This window comes from Pseudomonas sp. A125 (assembly GCF_055409485.1).
In genome coordinates, this window is sequence record NZ_JBUZVP010000023.1 from 1 (window position 1) to 11,937 (window position 11,937).

10 protein-coding genes are annotated in these 11,937 nt (G+C 63.2%); 1 reads left to right on the plus strand and 9 read right to left on the minus strand.

Annotated elements, in window-relative coordinates:
* Window positions 1-143 precede the first annotated feature (143 nt).
* The 7 genes from ACZRN6_RS25820 to ACZRN6_RS25850 are packed head-to-tail and all read right to left on the minus strand — an operon-like array spanning window position 144 to window position 6,591.
* On the minus strand, window positions 144-1,175 hold the full coding sequence (locus ACZRN6_RS25820) for an ABC transporter substrate-binding protein (protein ID WP_464009164.1): 1,032 nt from the start codon (window positions 1,173-1,175) through the stop codon (window positions 144-146).
* 16 nt (window positions 1,176-1,191) lie between these two features.
* Window positions 1,192-2,295 (minus strand): NAD(P)/FAD-dependent oxidoreductase, encoded by a 1,104-nt coding sequence (locus ACZRN6_RS25825; protein WP_322145976.1) that lies wholly within the window; start codon window positions 2,293-2,295, stop codon window positions 1,192-1,194.
* The gene (locus ACZRN6_RS25830; protein ID WP_464009165.1) at window positions 2,292-3,635 is read right to left on the minus strand and encodes an FAD/NAD(P)-dependent oxidoreductase; all 1,344 of its coding nucleotides are present in this window, start codon (window positions 3,633-3,635) and stop codon (window positions 2,292-2,294) included. Before ACZRN6_RS25830 ends, ACZRN6_RS25825 begins: the two co-directional genes overlap by 4 nt.
* Window positions 3,632-3,922, minus strand: coding sequence for a (2Fe-2S)-binding protein (locus ACZRN6_RS25835; protein ID WP_010175266.1), 291 nt, complete (start codon window positions 3,920-3,922; stop codon window positions 3,632-3,634). Before ACZRN6_RS25835 ends, ACZRN6_RS25830 begins: the two co-directional genes overlap by 4 nt.
* Window positions 3,922-4,716: an ABC transporter permease gene (locus tag ACZRN6_RS25840; protein ID WP_003218275.1), complete on the minus strand. Its 795-nt coding sequence runs from the start codon at window positions 4,714-4,716 to the stop codon at window positions 3,922-3,924. The genes ACZRN6_RS25835 and ACZRN6_RS25840 overlap by 1 nt, the downstream gene beginning before the upstream one ends.
* 4 nt (window positions 4,717-4,720) lie before the next feature.
* The gene (locus ACZRN6_RS25845) at window positions 4,721-5,566 is read right to left on the minus strand and encodes an ABC transporter permease (RefSeq protein ID WP_003218273.1); all 846 of its coding nucleotides are present in this window, start codon (window positions 5,564-5,566) and stop codon (window positions 4,721-4,723) included.
* Window positions 5,563-6,591 carry an ABC transporter ATP-binding protein gene (locus ACZRN6_RS25850; protein WP_322145973.1) on the minus strand — a complete coding sequence of 343 codons (1,029 nt, stop codon included), beginning with the start codon at window positions 6,589-6,591 and terminating at the stop codon, window positions 5,563-5,565. The genes ACZRN6_RS25845 and ACZRN6_RS25850 overlap by 4 nt, the downstream gene beginning before the upstream one ends.
* Before the next feature lie 241 nt (window positions 6,592-6,832).
* Between ACZRN6_RS25850 and ACZRN6_RS25855 the strand changes: the two genes are divergently transcribed.
* Window positions 6,833-7,663, plus strand: coding sequence for an IclR family transcriptional regulator (locus tag ACZRN6_RS25855; RefSeq protein WP_003218269.1), 831 nt, complete (start codon window positions 6,833-6,835; stop codon window positions 7,661-7,663).
* A 116-nt stretch (window positions 7,664-7,779) separates the two neighbouring features.
* On the opposite strand, the gene ACZRN6_RS25860 is transcribed toward ACZRN6_RS25855, so the two are convergent.
* Window positions 7,780-8,478, minus strand: coding sequence for a response regulator (locus tag ACZRN6_RS25860; RefSeq protein WP_322145971.1), 699 nt, complete (start codon window positions 8,476-8,478; stop codon window positions 7,780-7,782).
* Complete coding sequence (locus tag ACZRN6_RS25865; RefSeq protein ID WP_464009166.1) at window positions 8,453-11,839, minus strand: ATP-binding protein; 3,387 nt, start codon at window positions 11,837-11,839, stop codon at window positions 8,453-8,455. Before ACZRN6_RS25865 ends, ACZRN6_RS25860 begins: the two co-directional genes overlap by 26 nt.
* Between the last annotated feature and the right edge of the window lie 98 nt (window positions 11,840-11,937).

Genomic DNA, 11,937 nt, shown 5'->3' on the forward strand with positions numbered 1-11,937 from the left:
GGGCACACCGAGCCTAAGCGAGGTGCCGAGTGGTGGGGCAAGAGCCTTTTGGTTACTTTTGGGCTCCTTTCAAAAGTGACCCGCTGTAAGAGCGGAACCAATACCAGCCATCACCCCAAAAATGGATATACACACCAAAAGCCCTACCGCTCAATCGACCGACTCCACCGCGCATTCCACTCCGGTCGCGCCTGGTTCACCTGGTCCCAGTCAATCGAAATCGCCGTCTGCAAATAACTGTTCATGGCCTCCACCCGCGCTCGGGTTTTGTCAGTCGTCGGCGTAGTAGGGTTCGAAGGAATCTGATCCCCCAACTCAAGTGCAGGCGCCTGCGCTTGCGCGGTCAACAAGAACTGCGCCAGTTTCTGCGCCAACTCCGGCTGGTCATTGCGTGCAATCACACACTCCGCCACGTTCAACACCACCGCGCCCTCTTTGGGCTGTGCATACTCCATCGGCACACCCAACAACTGCTGCGTGGTCACCTGGGTCGGCGTCAGCGGAAAGATCGCCGCCTCATCCGTCTGCACCATCTCGGAAATCTTCGCCGAACTGGCAATATATTCCAGCACGTTAGGCCCAACCGTTTTCGGCCACGCCTTGAACCCCGGCTCCACGTTAGTCTCGCTGCCCCCCTGAATCCGGTTGAACATCAAAAACCCATGCAGCCCAAACGTCGAGGAGGCCAGGGACTGGAACACCACCTTGTCCTTGAACCGCGGGTCTGCCAGGTCCATCCACGACGTCGGCGCAGCCCAGCCCTTTTCCTTGAACATCTTGGCGTTGTAGCCCAAGCCAGTCACCCCGAGCGTCACCGCAACCGCTTCGTCCTTGATCCTGGCCTTGGCCGGAATCTGATCCAGCGTCGGGTTAGGCGTGAGCTTCTCGCACAGCCCCATGGAGATGGCGCGGTACATGATGCCGTCGTCGAGGAACATCACGTGCATCTGCGGGTTGTCCTTGTTGGCCTGCACCTTGGCCAGGATGTCCGACGAGGTGCCCGGCACGATCACCACCTTGACGTTGTTGGCCTTCTCGAAGGCGGGCAGCACCTTGTCGGCGTAGACCCGTTCCATGGTGCCGCCGTTCATGCCCAGGTACAGCGTCGGTGCGGCGTGGGCCGCCGTGCTCAACAGGGCGAGGGACAGGCAAGACAGCGCAGTACGTTTGATCATGGACATGTTCTTCCTCTCAGGCTTGGAAACGACGGATGGAAAACGCTTCGATGGGTTGCCGGCTGGTCCCCGCGCAGACGATCTCTGCCAGGGCTTCACCGACCGCAGGGCCGAGCTGGAACCCGGCGCCGGCAAAGCCGAAACCGTGCAGCAGGCCGGGTTGGGTGCTGCTGTCGCCGATCACCGGTTCGTGGTCGGGTAGATAACCTTCGGTGCCGCTCCAGGTGCGAATGGCCTGGGCACCTTTGAGGAACGGGTACAGCTCGCCGGCGTTGCGCAGAATCTCCAGCACCGCCGCTTGCCCCGGGCGTGCCTGTTGCGGGCCCAATGCAAAGCCGCGACCGCCTCCCAGGATGCAATTGCCACGGGCGACCTGCCGCGCGTAGATCCCGCCGCCTTCGACGCCGGTGCTCACGTCCATCACTACCGCCAATGGCTCGGTCACCAGCATTGCCGGGTGCGCCGACGTCATCGGCACCGGCTCGCCAAATTGTGCGGCCACGGTATTGGCCCAGGCGCCGGCGCAGTTCAGCAGCCACGGGGCTTGCAGGTGCAGGCCATTGGCACAGCGCACCTGAAATCGCTGGCCGTCATGTTCAACCTGACTGACTTCGGTTTGCTCCATCACCCTGGCACCCTGGCGTTGCGCGGCGCGGGCAAAGGCAGGGGAGACCAGGCGCGGGTTGGCGTGACCGTCTTGCGGGCACAACGAAGCGCCGACCGCCACATCGCCCACCCACGGGAACCGCGCGCGCAGTTGAGTGTGATCAAGCATTTGCAGGCCCAGCCCAAAGCCATGTGTAGCGTCGGCGTACGCCTGCAGCGCGGCCAGGTCATCGTGACTGCGGGCCAGCTTCAGATGCCCGGAGCGCACGTATTCACCGTCGATGCCAATCAGCCCCGGCAAGTCGGACCACAGCTCATGGGAGCGTTGCGACAACGGCAACTGATGCAACGGACGACCTTGCCGGCGCACGCCGCCATAGTTGACGCCACTGGAGTGCGAGCCGCAAAAGTCCCGCTCCAGCAGCACCACTCGCCGACCTTTTTGCGCCAGCATCAAGGCCGCTGAAGCGCCAACAATCCCGCCGCCCAATACGATCACTTCGCTGTCGATCATGGCTGCACCTGTACGCCAAACGGCAAGGGTTTGATCGGCGCCTGGCCCCGCAGGCGGCCAATGTTTTCAATCTCGCGCCCACTGCGTTCGGCAATGATTTCCGCCGCCGCCAATCCGCACATCCGGCCCTGGCAACGGCCCATGCCAACCCGGCAATGGGCTTTGACCCGGTTCACTTCCCAGTGGCCTTCATCCACCACCGCGCGCACCTCGCCGACGCTGACTTCTTCACAGCGGCACAGGATCAATTCATCCGGGGCGCTGGCGGCCCATTTTTCGGGGAACGGGAAGGCGGTTTCCAGACCATGACGAAAGCGCTGGATGCCCGCCAATTGCTGCTCCAGCGCGGGGCCGCGACGCTGGTCGATGGCGATGCCGGTGTCTGCCAGCAACGCCAATGCCGCTCGCTCGCCAGCCATTTGCGCAGCGTCGGCGCCCATGATCCCGGCGCCATCGCCAGCCAGATACACGCCCGCGACACTGCTGCGTCCGGCCGCATCACGCTCGGGCAACCAGGCGCGATTCAATTCGCTCCAGGCAAACTCACACCCGAGCAAATCCGCCAGTTGGGTCTCGCTGCGCAGCGCATGGGCGAAGGCCACGGCGTCACAGGCAATCTGCTGTTTATCCCAGTGAATGCCCGTGACCCGCTGCTCGCCGTCGATGTGCGACAGGGTTGCGCCCTGGTGCACCGGAATGCCATGGGCGGTGAGCCAGCCGCGGTAATACAACCCCTTGGCCAGCGTCGCCGGTTGGCCGAGCAGCGCCGGTAACGCACGGCATTGGGCGCTGAACGGCGCGCTGTCGAGTACCGCTACCACCTTGGCCCCGGCCTTGGCGTACTGATACGCCACCAGGTACAACAACGGCCCGCTGCCACAAAACGCCACGCGCTCACCGATGGCGCAGCCTTGGTACTTCAGCGCGATTTGCGCAGCGCCCAGGCTGTACACGCCGGGCAAGGTCCAGCCCGGCACTGGCAGGATACGGTCGGTAGCGCCGGTGGCGACGATGATCTGCGTGTAGTCGATGCTTTCGGCGTGGCCGTTGTTGAGCATGTCCAGGCGACCGTTCTCGGCATTCCACACCAGGGTTTCCGGGCGGTAATCGATCAACATGGCCAGTTCATCCAGGGTGCGATGCAGCGCCGTCGCCTTGCCCGCTTCGAAGCCATACAACTGCTTGGGCGAGCGCTGGAAGTTCGCTGGCTGGCGCCGATAAATCTGCCCGCCACCGCGCAGGCTTTCGTCCACCAGCACCGGGGTTACGCCATGATCGAGCAAGGTGCGTGCTGCGGTAATGCCCGCCGGGCCTGCGCCCACTATCACCACTGTATTCATGCCTGGCGCCCCGGATCACGACGAATCGCCTGGCCGTCTTCGAGCAAGGTCGAACAGGCGCGCACCCGCCGACCGTCCTCAAGCCTTACCCAGCAATCCTGGCAGGCGCCCATCAGGCAGAAACCGGCGCGGCGCTCGGCACTGAAATCACTGCCTCGCAGGTGTTCGGCGCAGGTCAGTACGGCGGTCAGCAAGGTGTCCCCGAGCAAACCCGTGGCGGGCTGGCCGTCGAGGGTGAAGGCCAGGGTTGGCCGCTCGGTCTCGGCCAGTCGTTTGAACAGAGCCATCAATGCTTTCCTACCAACACGCGGTCCAGGCCGTAGACCCGGTCCAGCAAAATCATCGCCGCCGCCGTCAACCCAATCACCAGCGCCGACACGGCCGCCATCATCGGGTCGATGGATTCGGTGGCGTACACGTACATACGCACCGGCAAGGTTTGAGTGGCCGGCGAGCTGACAAAGATCGACAGGGTAACTTCATCGAAACTGTTGATGAACGCCAGCAACCAGCCACCGGCTACGCCGGGCAAAATCATCGGCAAGGTGATCTGGCGAAACAGGGTGAAGCGGCTGGCACCTAGGGATTCGGCAGCCTGCTCGGCACTGCGATCAATGCCGATGGCGGCGGCCAATACCAGGCGCAACACGTAGGGCGTGATGATCACCACGTGCGCCAGCATCAACCAGGTGAAGCTGCCGTTGACGCCCATCATCGCAAACAGCCGCAGCATCGCCACCCCCAGCACCAGGTGCGGGATGATGATCGGCGAGAGGAACAGCGCGCTGAAAAAGTTGCGACCGGGGAACTGGTAGCGACTGATCGCCAGCGCCGCCGGTACCGCGATCAGCGTCGCTAATGTGGCGGCGACAAACGCCAGCACCAGGCTGTTATAGAACGCCTGGATAAAGTCGGCACGCTCAAACACTGCATGAAACCAGCGCAGGGAAAACCCCGACGTCGGCAGGCTCAAGGTGTTTTCCGGGGTGAACGCCACCAGGCACACCACCACCAGCGGCGCCATCATGAACAGCACCACCAGGCCGTGAAAGCCCAGGGCCAAAGGACCGTTTCTGGACATCGTCTTATACTCCCAGGGACTTTTTGTAGCGGCCTTCGACCATGCGGTTCCAGCTCAACATGATCAGCAGGTTGACCAACAGCAGCACCACCGCGATGGTCGCGCCCATGGGCCAGTTGAGTTCCGAGAGGTATTGGTCGTACACCACCGTGGCGACCATCTTCAGCCGGCGCCCGCCCAACAGGCCGGGGATCGCGAAGGAGCTGGCGGCCAGCCCGAATACGATCAAGGTGCCGGACAGCACACCGGGCATCACCTGTGGCAACACGATCTTGCGCATTACCGTGGCCTGGCTTGCACCCAGGGACAGCGCCGCCTGCTCGGCTGACGGGTCGAGCTTTTGCAGGGAGGTCCACACCGGGATGATCATGAACGGCAGCATCACGTGCACCAACGCGATGATCACGGCAAACGAGGTGTACAGCAGCTTCACCGGCTTGCCGCCAAGGGCCTGGATCACCTGGTTCACCAGGCCATCGGCGCCCAGCAGCAAGCTCCAGCCAAACGCCCGTACCACCACCGAGATCAGCAACGGCGTGAGGATCAGGATCAGGAAGATCGAGCGCCATGGCGTGCCCATGCGGCTGAGGATGTAGGCTTCGGGTACCCCGATCACCACGCAGAGCAAGGTCACCAGGGCACTGATCCAGAAGGTGCGCCAGAAGATCTCGTAGAAGTACGAATCGCTGAACAGCGACAGGTAGTGGGCGAAGGTCCACTCATCGGCCTTCACGCCCACTTGGTAATCGAACACGTTGAACGACAGCACCAGCGTCAGGCCCAGGGGCAGGATCAGCAGCCCGAAAAACAACACCAGCGCCGGCAACGACAACAGGTAGCCACGGCTCATGCGTGCACCTCATCGGCGGCCAGCACCCGCAGCAGGTGTGACTCCCAATCCAGGCCCACAGGTGCACCGCAACCCAGCGGCGCGCTGCCGTCGTTGCGCCGCACCACGGTCAATTCGCCGATGTCGGTCTTGATGCGGTACAGCCATTGGCTGCCGAAGAAGTAGCTGTCGAGAATCTTGCCTTGCAGGCGCCCTGAGCCCGTGGCCACCAGGTCGATTTTTTCCGGTCGCAGGCTCAGGGTCAGTTCGCCTGCGCCTGGCTCGAAACGCACTTGCGGCGCGCCAAGTTGATCGAAGTCGCCCGCCAGCAGGTTGGCCTTGCCGACAAAGTCGGAGATAAAGCGCGTGCGTGGGTGCTCATAGAGTTTGTAGGGCGCGTCGATCTGCGTCACGCGCCCGGCCTGCATCACCACCACCCGGTCACTGATGGACAGGGCTTCGGCCTGGTCGTGGGTGACCATCAAGGTGGTGATCCCGACTTCGCACTGGATGCGGCGGATTTCGAACTGCATCTCTTCGCGCAAATTGGCGTCGAGGTTCGACAGCGGCTCGTCCAGCAGCAACACCGGCGGCTCGATCACCAAGGCGCGGGCCAGGGCCACGCGCTGGCGCTGGCCGCCGGAGAGTTCACGCGGGTAGCGCTCGGCATGAGGAGCGAGGCGCACCAGTTCCAGCACGCTCTTGACTCGGCTGGCGATCTCGCCGGCGGGTACCTTGCGCATCTTCAAGCCGAAGGCGACGTTGTCGCGCACCGTCATGTGGGGGAACAGCGCGTAGCTCTGGAACACCACGCCCAAGCCCCGGCTGGCAGGTTTGGCGTGGGTGATGTCGCGGCCATCGAGGAGGATCTGCCCACCCGTGACATCGACGAAGCCGGCGATCATTTGCAAGGTGGTGGTCTTGCCGCAGCCCGAAGGGCCGAGCAGGGAAACGAATTCGCCTTTTTCCACCGCAAGATCAGTGGCGACCACCGCGTCGACGGCGCCGTAGCGTTTGCTCAAGGCGTTGAGTTGGAGAAAAGCCATGTCTGCGTTCCACCTTTTTTGAGTCGCGTCGAAACGCGCTTTTTTGTTTTGGGCAGATGCGAAAAGGGTAGTGCGGGTGCGTTGGCGCTCGATCTTGAGTCGGCTGCCGTTAGTTGTTCATTTCGCCCCTGTGGACGCAGATTAGGGCGAAGACTAGGATGGCGGAAGATGGAATTTCACTGGATAGACTACTTTTTTCAGTTTCATTCACTGACCAGAATTTAGTGTGAGATATCGGCTTATGGATTCCACTGAGCGGAATGAAAGTGTCAAGGAAGTCGGCGCCGGTGGCGTCTCACGGCTGTTTGCGCTGCTGCGCATCCTCGGCGCGGCGCCGGACGGCGGCGAACGAGTGACGCAGTTGGCGCAGCAGGTGGGTTTGTCCCAACCCACCACCCACCGGCTGCTGCGCAGCCTGATGGACGAAGGCATGGTCGAGCAGGATGCGCGCAGCAAGCGCTATCGGTTGAGCCTGGAGTTCTTTGCCCTGGCGGCGAATGCGGGCAACACCGGCAACCTGCGGGACCTGGTGCGGCCGAGCATGTTGCGCCTCAGTGCGTCGTTGGGGGATTCATTGTTCCTGTTGGCGCGCAGCGGGTTTGATGCGATCTGCCTGGACCGCAGTGAAGGGCCGTACCCGATCCGCACGTTTACCGGTGACATCGGCGGGCGCGTGGCGTTGGGCGTGGGGCAGGGCAGCCTGGCGATCCTCGCGTTCCTGCCGGAGGAAGAGCGCGAGACGGTGATCCGCTACAACTTGCCCCGGCTCAAGGATTTCCATCTGTACGACGAGGTGTTTTTGCGCTCGGAGGTCGAGAGTGTTCGGCGGTTGGGGTATGCCGCGCGTAATACCGGGGTGCTGGAAGGCATGGCCGGTTTGGCGGTGCCGATCCTGGACCGCAATGGGCATGCGGTGGCGGCGTTGAGTGTGGCGACCATCAGTGACCGGCTGGGGCCGGGGCGGTTGCCCACGGTGGTGGAGTTGCTCAAGCGTGAGGCGGCGGCGATCGGGCCGAAAATCAACCCGTTTGATCCGACGTTGCGCCGGCCTTCGCAGATCTTCGGTGGTTAGCAGTTGTCCGCCACAACAGAGCTCTAATGTGGGAGCTGGCTTGCCTGCGATAGCGGTGGGTCAGCCAACCTTTTTGTCACTGATAGAGCGCCATCGCAGGCAAGCCAGCTCCTACATTAGATTGTCGCCATGGTTTGGGAGCGCACCGGGCTCATCGCCGCCATCGCCACCGAAGTCGCCGCCGTGCGCGTCTCCACCCCCAACTTCACATACACATGCTCCAGGTGCTTGTTCACCGTGCGCGGGCTCAGGCCCAAAATGTCGCCAATATCCCTGTTGGTCTTGCCACACGCCACCCAGCGCAGCACTTCCACTTCGCGTTCCGTCAATTGAAACCGCGCCGAGAGCAGCTTATGCGCCGGCTCATCGTCCAGGGTGATCACGCTCGGCTGCGTCGCCGCCCGCGCCGACAGCAAAATCCGTGACGTACGCAAATGCGCCGCCACCCGCGCCAGCACCTCATCAGTCTGGATCGGCTTGGTCACGTAATCACTGCCGCCCACTTCAAAGCCCTGCACCACATGCTTGCTGTCGGTCAGCCCGGTCATGAACACCACCGGGATATCCGCGCTGGCCGGTTGCGCCTTGAGCCGGCGGCAGGTTTCAAACCCGTCCAGCCCGGGCATCACCGCGTCCAGCAGGATCAAATCCGGGCGCCGGCGTTGCACGCGGTTCAGCGCGCTGAGGCCGTCCAGCGCCACCAGCACCATGTAGCCGGCATCGTCCAGTGCGTCGGAGAGCATCGCCAGGTTGTCCGGGGTGTCGTCGACAATCAGCACCACGCCGGGTTCAGCGCTGCGGGTCAAGGCATTCATCTTCGGCCTCCTTCAGGATTCGGTTGAGTTCTTCCAGGCGAAAGCTTTTCAGCAGCGCCCGGAGTGAGGTGATAAACGGTGCGGTGTCGGGGTTTTGAGCCAGGATCGCTTCGAGTTTTTCATGCAGGCCGCGCACGTAGCCGATGGCGCTGAGTTCGGCGAGCACGGCCAGGTCTTCGGCACTCGGCAGCACGCCCGGGGTGGCCACAGGCGCTGCAATCGGTGTTCTGCGGCGCAGCCATTGCAAATCCAGGTGCAACTGCAGGCGCCCGAGCAGTTCCGGGGTGCGTACCGGCTTGGCCAGGTAGTCGTTGCAGGCGCCGGCAATGCTGCGTTCGCGGTCGTCGGTAAAGGCGTTGGCGGAAATTACAATGATCGGCGCGGTGGACAACGCGTTACGCCGGATCAGCCGGCTGGTTTCCCAGCCGTCCATGGTCGGCATCGACAGGTCCATCAGGATCAGGTCCGGCGCCAGCAGCGCGACCTGGCGGATCGCGTCCTGGCCGTTGCTGGCCTGGGCCACCTCGAAACCCAGGGGCGTGAGCATGCCGCTGAGTACTTTGCGATGGTCCACATGGTCGTCCACCACCAGGATGCGCCGCCGCTCGCCGTGGTAGCCGATGATGTCGTGCTCCACATGCACCACGGCTTGCGGCACGCGCACCTGGGACAGAAACAACCGCACCTGGAAGCAGGTGCCCTTGTCCAACTCGCTGACCACCCGCAATTCGCCGCCCATCAACGAGGTCAGCATGCGCGTGATGGTCAGGCCCAGGCCCACGCCTTTGTCCTGGCGCATCAGGTCGCCGCGTTCGAACGGCTGGAAAATCCGCTCGATCTGCTCCGGGTCAATGCCGATGCCGGTATCGATAATCTCGAAGTTGGCGGTCTCGCGCATGTAGCTGACCCGCAGGCGCACCTCGCCGCTGTCGGTGAAGTTGATCGCGTTGCCCAGCAGGTTGATCAGGATCTGCCGCACGCGTTTTTCATCGCCGCGCACCACGGCGGGGATCTTGCCCACGCAATCCAGGCGAAAGCGCAGGCCCTTGTCTTCGGCTTGTGGGGTGAACATCAGCTCCAGGTCGTGGATCAGTTCCGGGAAGGGGATTTCGGTGAGTTCCAAGCGCAACTTGCCGGCCTCGATCTTGGCCACGTCGAGCAGGCCGTCGATCAGTGACAACAGGTGCGAGCCGCTGCGCAAGATTGTCGCCAGGGCGTCCTGGTGCTGCTCGGGCATGGCGCCGTCGCGCTGCAAAATCTGGGTGAAACCGAGGATGCTATTGAGCGGCGTGCGCAGTTCGTGGGATAGCCCGGTGACGTAGCGACTCTTGGCTGCGTTCGCCGCTTCCGAGGCTTCCTTGGCCTGTTGCAGGGCCTGGTCGGTGAGGCTGTGGGCGGCGATCTCCTGCATCAGCAATGAGGTTTGCCGGTCGGATTCTTCCTGGGCCACGCGGCGGCTTTCGCGGGTGAGCACCACCCACCAGGCGAGCACGGCGGCCAACACCGAGAGTGTGAGGAAGGCCTTGAAAAACGCCTGGTACAAGGTTTGCGAATGGGGCAAGCCCTGGGCCGCCTGCATGTAGATCAATGCCAGCGCGCCGGCGAGCATCAGCACCAGTGCGATCAGCAACCCCAAATAATGCGCCAACCGCGTATGCAGGCGCGGCACCAACGTGGAGGGCAGCAACCAACGCAATACGTTTTCGAACTGGGTGGCCAGGCGCGCATGCGGTTTGCAGCGGTCGCCGCAGCGCGCATCCAGCGAGCAACAGAGCGAGCAGATTGGCGTGCTGTAGGCCGGGCAGAAGGCCATGTCCGCCATCTCGAACGGGTTGCTGCACAGCCCGCAGATCACCAGGCCGGTGCCGGGCTGGGGGTGAATCAACTGCGCCTCGCTGCTGCGTGCAATGTAGTAGCGGCCCTGGGTCAGCCACGCCAGCAACGGCGCCATGACCAGCGCGGTGCCCAGTGCGACAAACGGCGGCGCGGCCTGGGCCAGCGCGCCGAACAGGCCGAAGTGGGCGAGGATCGACAGCAGCGAGGCAATCAGCATCGAGCCGACGCCCACCGGGTTGATGTCGTAGAGGTGCGCGCGCTTGAATTCGATGTGTTTGGGCGACAGGCCCAACGGCTTGTTGATCACCAGGTCCGCCACCAGCGTGCCGATCCACGCGATGGCGATATTGGCGTAGAGCCCCAGTACCTGCTCGATCACATCGAACACCCCAAGCTCCATCAGCATCAGGGCAATCGCCACGTTGAACACCAGCCACACCACACGGCCGGGGTGGCTGTGGGTCACACGGGCGAAGAAGTTCGACCAGGCGAGGGAGCCGGCATAGGCGTTGGTCAGGTTGATCTTCATCTGCGAGATGAACACGAACAGCACCATCGCCCCCAGCGCCCATTCGGGTGAGGAGAACACATAGCCGAAGGCGACGAGGTACATCTGGGTCGGCTCGGCAGCGCGCTCCATGGGGATTTCATGTTGCAGGGCGAGGAACGCCAGGAACGCCCCGGCGAACATCTTCAAGGCGCCCGGCACGATCCAGCCGGGCCCGGCGCACAGCAGCGCGGCCCACCAGCGCTTGCGGTTGGCGCTGGTTTTTTCCGGGAGAAAGCGCAGGTAGTCCACCTGCTCGCCGATCTGCGTGACCAGCGACAGCGCCACGGTGCAGGCGGCGCAGAACGACAGCAGGTTGAAGTCGCCACCGTCGCTGCTGCGGCCGACGAAGCTGGTCCAATCGCTGAAGGCTTCTGGGTTTTTCCACAGTACAAAGCCGTAAGGCAGCACCAGCAGCACCAGCCACAGCGGTTGTGTCCACAGTTGCAGGCGGCTGATCAGGGTTACACCGTAGGCCACCAACGGGATCACCAGCAGCGAGCAGATCACATAGGCGATGGCCAGCGGGATGTGGAAATACAACTCCAGGGCCAGGGCCATGATCGCCGCTTCGAGGGCGAAGAACAGGAAGGTGAAGCTGGCGTAGATCAGCGAGGTGATCGTGGAGCCGATATAGCCGAAGCCTGCGCCGCGGGTCAGCAGGTCCATGTCTACGCCATAGCGTGCGGCGTAGTAGCTGATGGGCAGGCCGGTAAGGAAGATCACCAGGCTGATGGCGAGGATGGCCCAGAAGGTGTTGGTGAAGCCGTAGCTCAAGGCCAATACGCCGCCGATGGCCTCCAGTGCCAGGAATGACACCGCGCCCAAGGCAGTGTTGGCGATGCGCAGCTCCGACCATTTGCGAAAGGATTTTGGGGTGTAGCGCAGGGCGTAGTCTTCCATGGTCTCGTCGGCGACCCAGGAATTGTAGTCGCGGCGGATCTTGACGATGCGCTGGGTGCCGGGGAGGGGATGCACGGTGGAGAACTCCTGCAAGGATGGGGGGATGGCAGCAATATTCGTGCCCCAGTCCTGTGGGGTTCGGCTTTTGTGGTGAGCGGGCTTGCCCCGCGCTG

What these genes read in the sequence shown, in the direction of transcription:
- ACZRN6_RS25850 (WP_322145973.1), bottom strand. Translation starts at nt 6,591, where the DNA reads ATGGCTTTTCTCCAACTCAACGCCTTGAGCAAACGCTACGGCGCCGTC.
- ACZRN6_RS25855 (WP_003218269.1), top strand. Translation starts at nt 6,833, where the DNA reads ATGGATTCCACTGAGCGGAATGAAAGTGTCAAGGAAGTCGGCGCCGGT.
- ACZRN6_RS25835 (WP_010175266.1), bottom strand. Translation starts at nt 3,922, where the DNA reads ATGGCTCTGTTCAAACGACTGGCCGAGACCGAGCGGCCAACCCTGGCC.
- ACZRN6_RS25825 (WP_322145976.1), bottom strand. Translation starts at nt 2,295, where the DNA reads ATGATCGACAGCGAAGTGATCGTATTGGGCGGCGGGATTGTTGGCGCT.
- ACZRN6_RS25860 (WP_322145971.1), bottom strand. Translation starts at nt 8,478, where the DNA reads ATGAATGCCTTGACCCGCAGCGCTGAACCCGGCGTGGTGCTGATTGTC.
- ACZRN6_RS25840 (WP_003218275.1), bottom strand. Translation starts at nt 4,716, where the DNA reads ATGTCCAGAAACGGTCCTTTGGCCCTGGGCTTTCACGGCCTGGTGGTG.
- ACZRN6_RS25845 (WP_003218273.1), bottom strand. Translation starts at nt 5,566, where the DNA reads ATGAGCCGTGGCTACCTGTTGTCGTTGCCGGCGCTGGTGTTGTTTTTC.
- ACZRN6_RS25830 (WP_464009165.1), bottom strand. Translation starts at nt 3,635, where the DNA reads ATGAATACAGTGGTGATAGTGGGCGCAGGCCCGGCGGGCATTACCGCA.
- ACZRN6_RS25820 (WP_464009164.1), bottom strand. Translation starts at nt 1,175, where the DNA reads ATGATCAAACGTACTGCGCTGTCTTGCCTGTCCCTCGCCCTGTTGAGC.